This is a genomic window from Paralcaligenes ginsengisoli (assembly GCF_054781135.1).
Genome location: NZ_BAAGUZ010000002.1, coordinates 158427 through 172659 on the forward strand (window position 1 = coordinate 158427; position 14233 = coordinate 172659).

At 56.4% G+C, this 14233-nt stretch carries 15 protein-coding genes; 3 read left to right on the forward strand and 12 right to left on the reverse strand.

Going from position 1 to position 14233, the window contains the following annotated elements; genetic code table 11:
• Positions 1-35 precede the first annotated feature (35 nt).
• Genes ACYVIS_RS00920 through ACYVIS_RS00930 form a run of 3 tightly spaced genes read right to left on the reverse strand, consistent with a single transcriptional unit; the run spans position 36 to position 1732 of the window.
• The gene (locus tag ACYVIS_RS00920) at positions 36-185 is read right to left on the reverse strand and encodes a HipA domain-containing protein (RefSeq protein WP_460873015.1); all 150 of its coding nucleotides are present in this window, start codon (positions 183-185) and stop codon (positions 36-38) included.
• A complete protein-coding gene (locus ACYVIS_RS00925; protein ID WP_460873016.1) occupies positions 178-1005 on the reverse strand; it encodes a siderophore-interacting protein in 828 nt (275 codons plus the stop codon). The genes ACYVIS_RS00920 and ACYVIS_RS00925 overlap by 8 nt, the downstream gene beginning before the upstream one ends.
• Positions 998-1732 carry a PadR family transcriptional regulator gene (locus ACYVIS_RS00930; protein WP_460873017.1) on the reverse strand — a complete coding sequence of 245 codons (735 nt, stop codon included), beginning with the start codon at positions 1730-1732 and terminating at the stop codon, positions 998-1000. The genes ACYVIS_RS00925 and ACYVIS_RS00930 overlap by 8 nt, the downstream gene beginning before the upstream one ends.
• 249 nt (positions 1733-1981) lie before the next feature.
• Between ACYVIS_RS00930 and ACYVIS_RS00935 the strand changes: the two genes are divergently transcribed.
• The 3 genes from ACYVIS_RS00935 (at position 1982) to ACYVIS_RS00945 (ending at position 5331) form a co-directional block, all read left to right on the forward strand.
• Positions 1982-2200: a HigA family addiction module antitoxin gene (locus tag ACYVIS_RS00935; protein WP_460873018.1), complete on the forward strand. Its 219-nt coding sequence runs from the start codon at positions 1982-1984 to the stop codon at positions 2198-2200.
• Between the two features lie 485 nt (positions 2201-2685).
• Complete coding sequence (locus tag ACYVIS_RS00940; RefSeq protein ID WP_460873019.1) at positions 2686-3801, forward strand: hypothetical protein; 1116 nt, start codon at positions 2686-2688, stop codon at positions 3799-3801.
• A 462-nt stretch (positions 3802-4263) separates the two neighbouring features.
• Positions 4264-5331: a hypothetical protein gene (locus ACYVIS_RS00945; RefSeq protein ID WP_460873020.1), complete on the forward strand. Its 1068-nt coding sequence runs from the start codon at positions 4264-4266 to the stop codon at positions 5329-5331.
• A 337-nt stretch (positions 5332-5668) separates the two neighbouring features.
• Here the strand turns inward: ACYVIS_RS00945 and ACYVIS_RS00950 are convergent, their stop codons facing one another.
• From ACYVIS_RS00950 to ACYVIS_RS00990, 9 genes are read right to left on the reverse strand one after another with little or no spacing between them, the layout of a single operon-like run.
• Positions 5669-6589, reverse strand: a complete 921-nt coding sequence (locus ACYVIS_RS00950) for an SMP-30/gluconolactonase/LRE family protein (RefSeq protein ID WP_460873021.1) — start codon at positions 6587-6589, stop codon at positions 5669-5671.
• A gap of 46 nt (positions 6590-6635) precedes the next feature.
• Positions 6636-7496 carry a TauD/TfdA dioxygenase family protein gene (locus ACYVIS_RS00955; RefSeq protein WP_460873022.1) on the reverse strand — a complete coding sequence of 287 codons (861 nt, stop codon included), beginning with the start codon at positions 7494-7496 and terminating at the stop codon, positions 6636-6638.
• Between the two features lie 32 nt (positions 7497-7528).
• A complete protein-coding gene (locus ACYVIS_RS00960; RefSeq protein ID WP_460873023.1) occupies positions 7529-8413 on the reverse strand; it encodes an ABC transporter permease in 885 nt (294 codons plus the stop codon).
• Positions 8410-9201 (reverse strand): ABC transporter ATP-binding protein, encoded by a 792-nt coding sequence (locus ACYVIS_RS00965; RefSeq protein WP_232744766.1) that lies wholly within the window; start codon positions 9199-9201, stop codon positions 8410-8412. Before ACYVIS_RS00965 ends, ACYVIS_RS00960 begins: the two co-directional genes overlap by 4 nt.
• Before the next feature lie 28 nt (positions 9202-9229).
• On the reverse strand, positions 9230-9760 hold the full coding sequence (locus tag ACYVIS_RS00970; protein ID WP_232742403.1) for a 3-isopropylmalate dehydratase small subunit: 531 nt from the start codon (positions 9758-9760) through the stop codon (positions 9230-9232).
• Positions 9761-9767: 7 nt separating this feature from the next.
• Positions 9768-11030: a 3-isopropylmalate dehydratase large subunit gene (locus ACYVIS_RS00975; RefSeq protein WP_232742402.1), complete on the reverse strand. Its 1263-nt coding sequence runs from the start codon at positions 11028-11030 to the stop codon at positions 9768-9770.
• Positions 11031-11033: 3 nt separating this feature from the next.
• Positions 11034-11915 (reverse strand): isocitrate lyase/PEP mutase family protein, encoded by an 882-nt coding sequence (locus tag ACYVIS_RS00980; RefSeq protein WP_232742401.1) that lies wholly within the window; start codon positions 11913-11915, stop codon positions 11034-11036.
• A gap of 30 nt (positions 11916-11945) precedes the next feature.
• Positions 11946-13016, reverse strand: coding sequence for an ABC transporter substrate-binding protein (locus ACYVIS_RS00985; RefSeq protein WP_232744765.1), 1071 nt, complete (start codon positions 13014-13016; stop codon positions 11946-11948).
• Between the two features lie 50 nt (positions 13017-13066).
• Positions 13067-14230 (reverse strand): acyl-CoA dehydrogenase family protein, encoded by a 1164-nt coding sequence (locus ACYVIS_RS00990; protein ID WP_232742400.1) that lies wholly within the window; start codon positions 14228-14230, stop codon positions 13067-13069.
• Positions 14231-14233: the final 3 nt, after the last annotated feature.

Below are 14233 nucleotides of genomic sequence, written 5' to 3' on the forward strand. Positions count from 1 at the left end.
TTTGGCGCATCCGCCACGGATGGTCAAACCCCAGGTCACTCATAACATGCCACACTCAGCAGGTCATAATGCGGAGCAAGCGCAATGCCCTCTTTCAATATCAGAAAGCTCAGATTTTTCAGATGAGCATCGCTATTGGCGACCTGCATTGCAGGCCAATATCCGACAAAGGCTTTTTCAATCATCAATCGTTTCATGCACGGCGTCCGATCCTCGCTTCCAGTAGCTGGCTGCGCGAATACGCTTCTTGTCGATACCGCGTTCGTCGCACAGCACCTGGCGTGCGGCACGGATCAGGCTGGATTCTCCGGCCGCCCACACATACCCTTCCCCCTCGGGCATGGCGATCTCGCGCAGGGTTGCCAACAAGCCAGCGCCGGGAAACTCGGCTTCGCTGCGAAAGCACCACTCCACACTAAGATCCGCCTTTGTGTCGAATGGGATCCGAGCCTCCGGCTGCCCAACTTCCATCAGTACCATAACCCGCGTCCCCGCCGGCAATTCCTCGACACGCCGCACAATCGCGGGCAGTGCCGTTTCATCCCCAATCAACATATGCCAGTCAAAACCGGTCGGAATAATCATCGACCCACGTGGCCCACCTATGCCCAGATACTGCCCCACCCGAGCTTGTGCAGCCCAGTGTGTGGCAGGCCCCGTGCCGTGCAGCGCGAACTCAATATCCAGCTCCCCCGCATCAGCGTCGTAGCGGCGCGGCGTGAAATCGCGTGATACTGGCCTGAGCTCCTGCGCGGAAAAGATCTGACCATTCGGCCCAAACACCGGCATCAGCGGTTTGTCTTCCCCGGGCACAGGAAAGAACACTTTCACATGGTCGTCGAACGACGCCGACTCGAACCCTTCAATATCCCCACCCGCCAAGGTAACGCGCAGCAAATGCGGCGTGACAGACTGCACACGCGTCACCCGCAGCAAGCGTGCCTTCAGTGCATGCCGCACGCGCACGACGCTCAAATCCGCTTGATAGGCAGCAATGTCATTCATCGCCGTTGCCCTCCCGTGCAGGCGCAGCCACCAACTCTATCTCCGCCGTGGCGCGGGCAAGAATGCCCGCAAGCCGCCGCTGCTCGTCCACCGAGGCGTTATCACGCAGCAGCAGCGCATGCTTCAGCGCACGCCGTGCCTGTGTGAACTGCGGCAACCAGCCACCGGGGTTGTCCGACACATCGTCCGAACCACCTTCGCCTGCAAAGGCACGCCGCACCGAATCCATCTTGCGCGCAAAGTGCCCCAGCTTCGCGAACATCAAATCGACCCGCTCGCGATTCGCCGCCAGATACGCCTGGCCCACCGCGGCCAGCGCATAGCGCTTGCGGTTGCCTTGCGCCTCCACGGTCACATAATCCAGTTCTTCCATATGCGTGAGCGCCGGATACACCATGCCAGCGCTGGGGGTGTAAAAGCCGTTGGAACGCACTTCCAGTGCCTTGATCAATTCATAGCCGTGGCGCGGCTCTTCCGCCAGCAGGGCCAGCAGCAGCAACTGCAGATCGTCGGAAGTGAACTTGCGCCCGCGCGGCATGCGCCCGTCGCCCGAACCGAAACCGAAGTCGGCGCCTCCAAACGGACCACCGCCGCGCGGACCGTAGTGACCATGATGGCCGCGGCCTATGGCATGCCACAGCGCGTGCAGCGAAAAGCGATCGAGGGAAAGAAAGCCGGCACCGCCGCCCTCGCAATCCGGCCGGGAATGGGAATGTTCGTGTCTCATCTTGACTGTCCTTGCATAAGATAATATATCGTACGATATATATCTTAAGATATAAAATCAAGCGAAATTTGGGAAACAGAAGCGTGCCAGGGTCGATCAATCCGGCTGGCGTGACCGGTCTACACATGACACTATCGCTCCCATAACCGTTCGCATAACAGTAGACTTTGATGTGCCGGCCCCCTATTCGTACTCGCGCAAAAAGCTCAGTTATCCGAAAATTGCGGATTACCCACTAAGGAGCCGGCCATGCGCACCGTACCTTATCCCACCCCTGGCGAAATTCTGCTGGAAGAATTCCTGAGGCCAATGAACGTCAGTCAATACCGGCTAGCCAAAGAGATCGGCGTATCGCAAAGACGCATCGGCGAGATTGTTGCTGGTAAGCGCGCGGTAACCGTGGATACCGGGCTGCGTTTATCACGCTACTCGGGACCTCTGATGAGTTCTGGACCGGCCTGCAGCTAAGCTACGACTAGGCATATGCCAAGGATGCTTTGGCTGATGTGCTTGCCAAGATTCGACCATTGGAACATGATCATGTGTAGTCACAGCCTGCCGGCTCTTCACGCACATCGGCCGAGATGGCACAGCTAGTGCGCGGCAAAGTCACCTCTGGCGAATATGCCGGCGAAAGCGAAGTGATCCGCGATGGTCTGCGCGCATTGCCTGCCCGCGATAAGGCGATACACGCTTGGTTAGTCAATGAGGTGCATCAGCTTACGATACCATCAAGGCGGGCCCAATGCGTGGCATTGCCGCCCAGGATGTACGCGCCACCCTGACTGCCGAACATAAAAAGACACGCAATACACGTTGATGGCGGCATATACCGTTATCTTCGTGCCTGAAGCGCAACAACATATAGTTCATTACACACCATCTTCTTGGGGATGCTCTCTTGAAACCGGGCAATATGACCAACCCTTCCCCCCAATTTATATTGATACTTATTGAATTTTTTTACAATTGACAAGATGGCACAAAAAATAGCTTCCGTATTGCTGCATTACATTAATCCAGACGATCGCTTATATGCTGGGAGCGAGATGGTAGTCAGCGAGAACATTAAAGAAGTAATAAGACGGAATCAGGCGACCCTGGTGTCTCCGAAACCATGGGGCTTATGGCCAGCAAATAAATGGCCAATCTTCGACTTTGCGACACATCAATGGTGCTTTGTCGACCAGTTGCCTCACACACCGCTAGTATGGAGTGAGGCCTGTTTCCACTCAGGACGGGACAGTACCGCGTGCCCCACATTGATCAGTTTTTACGCTAGGCAAAAAAACAATACTAGCATTGCATTAAACGGCGTTGAGCATTTTACAGAACTGATATACCCAAAAGGGGATCGAAGCGTTAAGGCGAACAGCATGGCCCGCTTGGATTTGAAAGAACGAATCCATGAAATTAACGCTAACGTGGAACTCGCTTGGGATCAATGGCGTACCTGTCACAGAGAGCGTACAAATGGTTCTGCTACTTATAGATACCACTCCCGCATTGATGCCATTCTTATGCAGATGAGGCGGGTGATTGATGATATTTTCGTTAGCTACTTCTATAAACAGTTCAGAAGCGAAACCATAAAGCTAGGATTTTACGATGTAGATTCGTTCCAATGGCTATGCAGCAAGAAGCCATTCAAGGACTGGCCAAACTATAAAAACCTTCTTCTCAATACAGAGGAAAAGGATGAGCTGAAACGTAAACGCCAACTGCTGAAGCAATTATTCATCGGGGAAAACGATAGCTTTCTGAGGACTCTGACAGATGCCAACAATAGTGCCAAGCATTCCTATTTCAATACGACAGTGAGAGCCAAAATAGGAGACGATTTCCCTACATTGTTAATGAATGTCAGGCCCAAAAACGGAAAAAAAGGCCTGGAGGAAATCAACGTGAACTTGAGCCAGATGATTATCGGCTTCACTGATTTCTTATGTGATATGGCCACACGTATAGCTCAACTTAGCAGTGAAGGAAATATTGCTGACTATGGCTCATGCTACTGCAACCACCATCTTATTAATCACTACGACCTAGAGTTTCCCAGGCCGGCCTGAACATCATCTGAATTCAGTGCCTTGGCCCTCAATTCAGGCGCTTGCGTGTCGCATGAACCCAGATAATAGTCGTTCACGCGCCGACAGCCTATGTCATATCCTCCGCGATTGACGCCACTGGCCCAATGTCAGTTCAACGACAGCTATAAGCAACTCAGCTGACCATGGTGTAGAAATCCGGACGAAGCCAGCAGCTTTAGGCACGGCACGACCCAGAGGTGACGCTGGACAGCCTACAAGGGATTCCTATAACATGCATTTACAAATTGCAAAATTTTTCACATGACTTTTGTTCTTCGTGCGCCAACTAGCCTTTGAAAACGCCGCATTCATTGCAGCGCTCTTAATGAATTGATATTTTAGGCACATCGATCAGTTCTATCTGATATTTGCAAGGGTTCCGATGTCACGTCATGCTGGTAGAGCTTCATAGCCGTTGGATATAAGCAAAAAGGGATAATAATGGTGGCCAAAAAAATCGCCCAAGGTAAGCCTGCAAGAAAAAAAACCATTGCTAAAGCATCTGGGGAAAAAAACGTCTCCGCTCCAGCAAAATATCCTCGAAACGCTGTTGATAAGTCGTTGCGAATACCGAAAGCCATACTCGAGCAGAATGCGGGGAAAGCTTGCACGGTCAAGGAGTCGGCTACTTTCTTGGGGGTTGGATCTGTAGGTGCCTATCAAGTAGAAGTAAGCTCGGGCATTAAATACGGCTTCCTCGAACGGCCGAGCCCAGGGCAGATCGCTGTAACGGACCGTGCGAAGCGTGTATTACGTCCGCAGGATCCCCAAGACAAGCTCGACGGCTTGAGAGAAGCAGTGCTGAATGCACCCGTTATATCGGAGGTCTACGGACATTATCGCGGAGAGAACCTTCCAGATAGCCAGTTTTTTCACAATGCTCTGACCGATACATTCGCTATTCCAGCTGACAAAGTTCTCGAGTTTCAGGATATTTTTATCGAATCACTAAAAGCGGCTGAACTTCTAGTCGACACTGAAGGAAAGTTAAGGATACTTGATGTCTCTCAAGGCTCTAACGTTTCGGGCGCACGGTCTCCAACGTTAAAGAAGCTCGAAAAATCTGTGAAGATTGACGCTGGCGACACATGTTTCGTCATGATGCCTTTCGCGTCTCCGCTTGGGGACTACTACGCCAAAATATATAAACCGGCCATTGAAAAGGCTGGTTTGCGTCCAGTAAGAGCGGACGCCGAAATATTTGGAACAGGAAAAATTATTGAGCAAATATGGGCAGGTATAAATGCCGCGAAAGTTCTCGTCGCAGAACTGACCACACGAAATCCAAATGTCTTCTATGAGTTGGGATTGGCTCATGCGTTAGAGAAACCAGTTGTTCTTGTGTCATCAAACGAAGCCGACATTCCATTCGATCTAAAGCACATTCGCGTCATCTACTATGACGTGATGGACCCTTTCTGGGGTAGCAAACTTCTGGACAAGGTTGCTGAAAATATCCTCTCCGCAATTGAACACCCAGAAGAGGCGGTATTAAGAAGAACATCGTAAAATGAAAGTACTTTACAAAAACTATGCCGTATCAAATACCGGCTACTGGTGATATTCCCTTCAACACCTTCGACCGTTCACCTAAGTCTCCAAGTTGTTGTTCGTTGAGCTGTCTATAGCTGCCGTTAAGGTGATGTCGGCCCAGAGACCGCAATTACCGAGAACGTACAAACGGTCAACGAGACGTGGATGACTTTTTGGCCTTAGAAATTGTCATTCTGGAAGACTTATCACATCACCAAGGCGTACCAATTCGGCAAGCACCAACTGAAACGTCCTAGCAGCAGCCAGTCGCCGGCCAATAATCATATCAACACCTACCTCGCCCCCCACTCCATCAATTCAACCTCAACCCCGGCACCGGCCAATCATCAATGGCAATCAGGCGCCCCGAGGCACTCAAGGTCACGTACAGCGTCCTCATATCCGGTCCCCCGAAGCACATATTGGTTGGATAACGATCCGGCAAAGGCAGGTGTTTGCAGATCAGCCCGTCGGGGGAGATGATGGTGATGCCGCCGTGCAGCAGGGTTCCAATATACAAATTGCCCAGCACATCCACCGCCATGGAATCGAAACGCTGGTACTGGCCACCAGGCGCTGCCGCCACCAGTCGGCCTCCCTGCATCGATGGCCAGGGCTCGCGCCTGACGCATCCGGGGCTTTCAATGTCGAATGCCCACAGGCGCGCCCCTTCGGTTTCCGCATAGTACAGTGTGGCCCCGTCGGGAGACAGTGCCACGCCATTGGCCGTCATGACGGGATAGGCGACGGCCTTGGGTTCGGCCCGGATTCCCGGTGCGTAAAAGACGCCGCCCCAATCCAGGTTATGCGGCCTGGCCTTGCCCAGGTCGGTAAAATAAAACCCGCCATGCTTGTCGAAGACGATATCGTTGGGCCCTTTAAGCCTTTCGCCCTCGACCGCATCGAACAGGCGTTCCACTCGTTTGGTGGCGAGATCGACACGCTCGATTCGGCCGCCCGAGTAGTCTGCCGGTTCATGCCCGGGGCGCAAGGTGCCGTCTCCCAGGCTTGTAAATTGCATGCCGCCGTTATTGCATATGATGACGCTGCCGTCGGGCGCGAGCGCGGCCCCATTGGGGCCTCCTCCCAATTCCACAAGGCGCTGGACCTTTCCATCTGCCGACACCCGGGTAAGCGTGCCGCCCGCAATTTCCACCAAAAGAATGGATCCGTCGTCCATGGCGATCGGGCCTTCTGGAAAGTGCAGCCCCGAGGCAATTTCACGAATTTTCATGGCTGGCGGAAGCTTATCCAAAAAAGGTTGAAGTCGGCGATTGGGCTCAAGCGGCTTGGACCAGGCGTCCAGACGGACTGCCCTTCAGTGTGGTTCGATGCATGGTGCGCCTTTCAGAATCGTCGTAGTCGGCCAGCGCGATATGCATTACACAGCGGTTGTCCCATAACACGGAGTCGCCTTTACGCCAGACGTGGCGATAAACGTTTTCATGCACGGTGCTTTGCCGATACAGGTATTCCAGGATAGGTTGGCTCTCTTCCCTGGTCAAGCCATCGATCTGGGAAGTGGTCATCTCGCTGACGTATAGCGCTTTTTTCCCTGTGGCTTCATGAATTCGACAGATGGGCTGATAGACACGGGGATTCCGCAGGCGGATTTCTTCCAGTTCGGCATGCGTACGCTGTAACTGTGTCTCGCGGGCGATGGTCATGTCGTGGATCGCGTCCCTGCCGGACAGCCATTCCTGCAACAAGGGCGACAGCCCGTCCCAGGCACGATACATATTGCAGAACATGGTGTCCCCGCCGACCACGGGCAGCTGGATGGCGTGCAGCAGCGACCCTTTGGCTGGCCGCAGGGTCGTGGAAAGGTCTGAATGCCATTGGCGGCCGACGGACAGCCGCTTGTTGGTCGCCGCTTCGCGGTTGTTGACCATCAGTATCTCCGGGTACTCGGCATGGCGAAATTTCGGGATGGCTGCATGGTCGTCCAGTTCGCCGAAATGCCGGCTGAACGCAATCTGCTGCGTCGGCGTCAAGGATTGGTCCCGGAACAATAGAATCAGGTGTTCGGACCAGGCGGCAAGCAGCGCGGCGATGGTGTCGTCATCCAGTGTTTGCGTAAGATCCAGCCCTATGACTTCCGCTCCGAGTGCGGAGCCCAGTTTACGTACTTTGAAGCTCATTCGTTCCCTCCCTAATAGAATCCGTGGATTGTTCAGGTGCCTGGAATCTTGTTCTGATCAGCCCAGAACAGCAGCTTTTGCTGCAGCCAACGCATGATCAAGTGCAGTGTGATCCCTATGCTGGAAAGGCAAACCAGCACAGCGAAAACACCCGCGGTATCCAGGTTGATATTCATCTGCATGATCAGGTTCCCCAGCCCTTGCCGCGACCCCACGAACTCACCGACAATCGCGCCAAGCAGGCTGAAGATCACCGCGACCTGAAGCCCGGCGAAGATCATGGGCAAGGCGCTGGGCAGCATCACCATCTTGAAGATCTGCCAGCGAGAGGCCCGCAGCGAACGCATCAGTTCGATCCGTTGCGGGTCGGTGGAACGCAATCCGGCAATCACGTTCACCAGAATAGGGAAGAAGGCGATGATTCCCGCAATAATCACTTTGGATGAAATGCCAAAGCCGAACCAGATAATGAACAAGGGCGCGATAGCCACTTTGGGTGTGGTTTGAATTGCAATCAAATACGGGTAAATGACCCGCTCCATGAATCGCGATTGCGCAATGACACTGCCCAGGAATATGGCCAGCACGGAAGCACCCAGAAAGCCCAGAAATGCCTCGCCCAGGGTTACCAGGCCATTGGAAATAAAGAGTCCGCTCGAAATTCCCCTGACCAATGACTGCCAGATGGCCGATGGCGCCGGCACGACATAGATGGGTATTTTGAGCAGTCTTACGGTTGCCTCCCAGCCGCCGACGACCACCACAAATAAAAGCGGTATGCACACCCATTCGAGCCAATTGCCACGACCACGCGGGTCGTCGGACGGCAAGGGCTCCAATGCCGCTGGTTGGGCTTGCTTGTTCGCGGGTTCCCCCTGCGGAACGCGGGTGTGCTTGGGTACGCTGGCGCCGCTCATTCGATAGCTCCATGTGAATTGAAGTGACGGCGTATGCGGCGCGTATAGGTACCGAAGACGTCGCTCGCGACAATATCCAGTGTGCGGTCATCGTCGAGGTCGACCTCGACAATCTCTGCGATTTGCCCTGGCCGGTTGGATAGCACCAGGACGCGGGTTCCCAGGAAAACCGCTTCTGGAATGGAATGGGTCACAAAAATCACGGTTTTCCCGGCTTCAGCCCATAAGCGTCGAATTTCAACGTTCATGTTTTCCCGGGTCATCGCATCGAGCGCGCCGAAAGGTTCGTCCATCAGCAACGTGGAAGGCTCGTGCATCAGTGCCCGGGCAATGGCGACGCGCTGCTGCATGCCGCCCGACAGCTCATTCGGGTATTTGGCATGAAAATCGCCCAGGCCCACCATGGACAAAAGGTCCAGGGCGCGAGCCTTGCTGCGGGTGGGGTCCTGCTTGTTTACCGCGGCCGGCAGCATTACGTTCTCGACCGCGGTTCGCCAGGGCAGGAGCACGGGCGATTGAAAGACCACACCGATGTCCTGCTGCGGGCCGAAGATCGCCTGGCCACGTATCCGAATGCTGCCCGAGCTTCGTTCTATGAGCCCGGCCAAAAGCCTGAGCAAGGTGGACTTTCCGCATCCGGACGGACCGACTATGGTCAGGAATTCCTTTTCGTGGATATCCAGCGTTATGGGGCCCAGCGCCCGGATGCTGCCGCCGTCCTGCGATCGATAGGATTTCTCCAGGCCTTCGATCTGAATCAGGGGCGTGGCTTGTGCCGGGTTTGGCATGGAGGCGACAGCGTGTCGATCTTTGATGTCAGGAATCATGCGAGGCTTCCATTGAGGCGGAGCGGGTGTGGCTCGTGCTTAAATAGCCCAAGCCGCCGCCGGCTTGAACGATCTGCAACAAAAAGGCCGGGAGGGGCGCTACCTCAACCTGCCGGTTGCGGCTCAGGTTGCTGATTTGGCCGGTCTCGAAATCGACACGCATCCGGTCTCCATCGTCGAACATTGTCAAAGCCTCATCGCCTATTTCCAGCAGCGGAACCCCGCAGTAAATGGCCAGGCGAAAAGGTGGGCGCAAAAGCCTGTGCGCCACCAATCCCAGCCCCATTGCTTTCATGGCCAGGAAGGGATGCGTATGCTGGCTGCCATGCGCAAATCGCTTGCCGGCGACGATGAGGTCCCCCTCCTTGGCTTCCTGCGCAAAGGCGGGGCGCAGCTCCGCCAGCAGGTGTTTGCGCAGCTGCTGGGGGTCGTACTCGAACACATGGCGCGCCGAGATCAGCTCGTCGCTGGAAACATCGGCGTCCAGTTTCCAGCATCGTCCTTCGTAAACTAGATTCATGCCCGGTCTATCCATGAGAAGAAAGGAAGGTGCGCACATCCGTGATGTGCCCGGTAAGCGCCGAAGCCGCGACGGTCAGGGCGCTTGCAAGATAGATGTTTGCGTCGGGGCTGCCCATTCGGCCGCGATCATTCCGCGTGCTTGTGCTGATGCGGACTTCGCCCGCGCCCAGCTGTGCCAGCCCGCCAAAGCATGGCCCGCAGGTGGACGGCGCCAACTGGGCGCCCGCGCGCATCAAGATACTCAGAGTGCCGTCCTGCATGGCCTGTTCATGTATCTTGCGTGTGGCGGGGATGATCAGGAGCTGGACTTCGGGATGAACGCGACGCCCGTCCAGCAATCGGGCGGCCTCCTGCAGCTCGACCAGGCTGCCGGAAGCACAGCTGCCTATATAGGCGTGGTCGATCCGCACCGCTTCCAGCTCCGTCACATCGCGAACCTGCGTGGGCGAGGGCGGAATGCTTACCTGCGGCGCCAGGCGGTTGGCGTCGATGTAGATCTCGTGGTGCACCGGCGCCGCGCTATCGCCCGCGAGTATTGCCGCATCGCTCACGCCCAACGCGCGCAAGGCCCGCACAGCGGCGGCGTCGGCCGGCACAATGCCCGTTTCCGCGCCGCAATCGATACTCAGGCCGGCGATCGTCATGCGCTCGGGAATGGACAGGGTGGGAATCGTATCGCCCACATATTCAATGACCCTGTAGTTCGCCATCTCTTCATCGATCTGTTTCAGCGCCGCCAATACAATGTCGCGCGCGCCGACGCCGGCCGGAAGCACTCCGTTCACCTGTACCCGCACGGTGCCCGGAACGCGAATCCAGATGTCGCCGCGGGCCATGGGCATGGTCACTTCCATGCCGAAGGGTATGGCCAGCGCACCGGTTCCGCCGATGCCCGAAGTATGCGTGTCCGCCCCGACGACGAACATCCCGGGAGACACCAGGCCGCGTTCGACAACGAGCGGATGCGTGATGCCCTCTCCGTCGAAAAAATGACCCACCCGGCACGACTCGGCCAACTGCCGGGTCAGGCGATTTCGCTCGGCGCCGGCCTGACTGTGCACCGGCACTTCATGGTCGATGGCCACGACGATGCGCTCGGGATAGGCAAACTTTGTTATGCCTATATCCCTCAAGCGCTTCACATAGGCGGGAAATGACACTTCGGGAACCGTGACCAGGTCTGGCTTGGCCCAGATAATTTCACCCTCTTCCACGACGGCTTTTCCACTTGCCCGTGCAAGGATTTTTTGCGCCAGCGACATTGCCATGGTTTACCCCGCCTTCGCAAGCACTTGCGATTCGAATTCAGCGTAGCGCCTGGCGCCGAGAAAATCAGAGAGCTGGGACAGGGGAAGCATGGCATCGACAAATGACGCCGTACTGCCGCGCTGCTTCAACTCGGACAGGATCGCGCGTTGCACGTGAACGATGGCCTGGATGAGCGAAATCGAGTACAACACCATGCCCAGCCCCGTCGATTCAAGTTGCGACTGGGTATAAAGCGGCCGCACGGTTTCCGCTACCGTATGCAGGACGGGTACCGGGGATGCCTGAACGACGCGCTCGATGTCCTCCAAAGAAGATAGCGAAGGCACCATGACCGCATCCACGCCGCTATCCGCCATGCTTTTGCATCGCCGGATGGCCTCCGGCAAGCCGGCGATGGTCAATGCATCGGTTCGTCCGATGATCAGCATTTCGCCGCGGGCGGCAATGGCGGCGCGCAGGCGCTGGGACATTTCCTCGTCCGAAACCAGGGACTTTGACGCCATCGCGCCGCAGCGCTTGGGGTTGAGCTGGTCTTCCAGATGCAGCGCAGCGACTCCTGCGCGCTCATAGGCTTTTACGGTCTCGGCGATGTTGCTGATGCCCCCGTACCCGGTGTCCGCATCCGCCACCACCGGCAGGGATACTATTTCGGCGATAGCCCCGGCATGCGCAGCCATTTGAGTTCCGCTGATCAAGCCGATATCGGGCTTGCCGTGGCTTGCGGCCACGGAATACCCCGACAGCGAGACAGCCTCGAAGCCCGCCTCCGCGATCAGTAACGCCCCCAAAGGGTCATGACAGCCAGGGGCCGGAACAGCGGATCGGCTTTCCAGCAGTGCCCTCAGGCGCGCCATGGGCGTCGGCGTTGCAGTTCGATTGTGCATAGACTGGACCTCTTCCGGAAGACCGCGGGATCACTTCCCCAGCGATGCCGCTTGTTGCTGGATAGACTGCGGATCAAACTTGTTGATGGCGGGAACAAACTGGTTGGTATACAGCGTTTCGGGGTCCAGCTCACCTTTCAGACGCTTGTTGGCACGCATGAAATCCACCATCACCTTTGCCGCCTTGGGAGGAAATTCACCCCAGCGCATGCCGGGCTCAAGCCGAAGGAATTCACTGCGAACCTTGATCAGATTGAGTGCCTGCTTCATGGCCTCCGCATCGCTCAGATTCGTCGGCTTGCTGCTGGGATAGACCTTCCAGTGCGCCTTGACCGCGCCTTCGGGATTGGCCAGCACCAGTGCGGAGCCTTCTGCCACGCAGCGCAGCACTTTCTCAATGACTTCCGGGTGACTTTTGACGTAGTCGTCTCGCACAAAGTAGGAACCGCCAAAAACCAGTTTCTCGGCTTCCGGGGTGGTGAAGCGGCGCAGCTTGATGCCCATGTTCTCCGCCGTTGCAATCTGCGAATCCCAGGTACCCCATACATCCACCCTGCCGCTGGTCAACGCCGCTATGGCTTGCGCGCCTGCACCGGTTTCCACAAAGGTAACATCTTTATTGGGATCCAGGCCGGCCTCCGCAAGCATGCCCTTGATGATCTCCACCAACTGCGCACCATAGGAAATCACGCCTATCGTCTTGCCCTTGAAGTCTTGAATGGATTTGATGGAGCTGGACGCGAGTACAACCGGAAACTGGAAGTTGCGGCGCATGTTCAGGTATACCGCCTTGATGGGCGCGCCTTTGGCCCGAGCGAGGATTGCGGCGCCCGGCCCCATGTTCACGAACTGTGCCTGACCCGAGAGCACGGCTTGCATGGCTGAGGACGAGTTGGTCGGCTGGATCGTCACATCCAGGCCTTCGCGTTGCCAACAGCCCGTGTAGATGGGAACAGAGGTATTGTTCGCCTGCGAGGCGTCTATGACGCTGGTGCCGATGGCGATGGTGACTTTAGTCCGCTCTGGAGCGGCCACCGCACTGCCGGCAATCAAGGCTGCCGCCAGCGCCACACATGCTGCGGGATTCCATTTTAAATTCATCACGATTTGTCTCCTTTTGTGTTTGTAAATTCAATCGCGCCGTCAATCTGCTAAAGCGGGGTGCTTGCATCCGCCCATTGGCTGAAGCGGCGCCCCACCAGCCAACCTGCAATCATTGTTCGGTGGATATCCAGCGGGCCGCCGGCAATCGAATAGCCGCGTACATATCGATAGCGGCGCTCGACGCCAAGGTCTTTGAGGTAGCCCGCGCCGCCCATTAACTGGATGGCTTCGTCCGAAACGCTCTTGGCCGTCTCATTGCCGAATACCTTGACCATCGACGACTCTTGCGCATCGGGCCAGCCCTCGCTTATACCCAATGCGTGATACAGCATCAGCCGAGCGGCCTGGATCTGGATCGCCATGTTTGCCAGCCGCATTTGCACAGCCTGGAAGGAAACAAGGCTTCTACCGAATTGTTCGCGGTGCGACACATGTTCCAGGGCCATGTCATAGGCACCGATGGCCGTTCCCAGAACCAGCGCCGTGCCGCCGCAGCGCTCCAGGTTGTAGCAATTGGTCAGTTCGGCAAACCCGCCTTCACCAACGAGCAGATTGCCGGCCGGTACTTCGCAATCCTCGAACAGCAGGTCCGCCTGGTAGCTTCCGGCCATATTCTCGCTGAGCCGGTCAATGGAAAATCCCGGGGTGCCGCGTTCGACAAGTATGGCGCCTATGCCTTTCGCGCGAGGCGCGTTGCTGACACGGCAATAAATAATGAAGAGTCCCGCATTGGGGACATTGGACACGTAGTGCTTGCGCCCATTGATGACAATGCGCTCACCCATGGCCGCGCGCGTCGTCAAGGCTGTCGAGGCAGTGCCCGCGCCGGGCTCGGTGATGCCGATGGCAACCGTGTACTTGCCGGCGCAGATTTCCGGCAAGTAGCGCCTGCGATGCTCTTCCGTGCCAAACGCGTAGATGTAATAGGCCTGGCCCAGGCTGGCCGCCGACATAAAACCGGCGGCATCCAGACTATGGCGAGCCATTTCTTCTATGCACATGGCCGCATCCAGGTGAGGCAGGCCTATGCCGCCATAGGTCTCGGGAATATCGAGCCCGAGCATGCCGGCCGATCCCAGCGCCGCCAATAATCTGGAGCCGTAGTCGGGATCATTCCTTGCTCTTTGCTCCAAGGGAAGCACTTCGCGTTGGGCAAAGCGTTTAACCTGTTCAACAAGCGCCTGTTGCTGCTCGGTGAGGCGAATAGTCATTAG

Excerpts from the sequence above, each read along its gene's own strand:
- ACYVIS_RS00950 (WP_460873021.1), bottom strand. The coding sequence starts at position 6,589 with ATGAAAATTCGTGAAATTGCCTCGGGGCTGCACTTTCCAGAAGGCCCG.
- ACYVIS_RS00945 (WP_460873020.1), top strand. The coding sequence starts at position 4,264 with ATGGTGGCCAAAAAAATCGCCCAAGGTAAGCCTGCAAGAAAAAAAACC.
- ACYVIS_RS00990 (WP_232742400.1), bottom strand. The coding sequence starts at position 14,230 with ATGACTATTCGCCTCACCGAGCAGCAACAGGCGCTTGTTGAACAGGTT.
- ACYVIS_RS00920 (WP_460873015.1), bottom strand. The coding sequence starts at position 185 with ATGATTGAAAAAGCCTTTGTCGGATATTGGCCTGCAATGCAGGTCGCC.
- ACYVIS_RS00975 (WP_232742402.1), bottom strand. The coding sequence starts at position 11,030 with ATGGCAATGTCGCTGGCGCAAAAAATCCTTGCACGGGCAAGTGGAAAA.
- ACYVIS_RS00985 (WP_232744765.1), bottom strand. The coding sequence starts at position 13,016 with ATGAATTTAAAATGGAATCCCGCAGCATGTGTGGCGCTGGCGGCAGCC.
- ACYVIS_RS00965 (WP_232744766.1), bottom strand. The coding sequence starts at position 9,201 with ATGCCAAACCCGGCACAAGCCACGCCCCTGATTCAGATCGAAGGCCTG.
- ACYVIS_RS00955 (WP_460873022.1), bottom strand. The coding sequence starts at position 7,496 with ATGAGCTTCAAAGTACGTAAACTGGGCTCCGCACTCGGAGCGGAAGTC.
- ACYVIS_RS00930 (WP_460873017.1), bottom strand. The coding sequence starts at position 1,732 with ATGAGACACGAACATTCCCATTCCCGGCCGGATTGCGAGGGCGGCGGT.
- ACYVIS_RS00980 (WP_232742401.1), bottom strand. The coding sequence starts at position 11,915 with ATGCACAATCGAACTGCAACGCCGACGCCCATGGCGCGCCTGAGGGCA.
- ACYVIS_RS00970 (WP_232742403.1), bottom strand. The coding sequence starts at position 9,760 with ATGAATCTAGTTTACGAAGGACGATGCTGGAAACTGGACGCCGATGTT.
- ACYVIS_RS00935 (WP_460873018.1), top strand. The coding sequence starts at position 1,982 with ATGCGCACCGTACCTTATCCCACCCCTGGCGAAATTCTGCTGGAAGAA.
- ACYVIS_RS00925 (WP_460873016.1), bottom strand. The coding sequence starts at position 1,005 with ATGAATGACATTGCTGCCTATCAAGCGGATTTGAGCGTCGTGCGCGTG.
- ACYVIS_RS00960 (WP_460873023.1), bottom strand. The coding sequence starts at position 8,413 with ATGAGCGGCGCCAGCGTACCCAAGCACACCCGCGTTCCGCAGGGGGAA.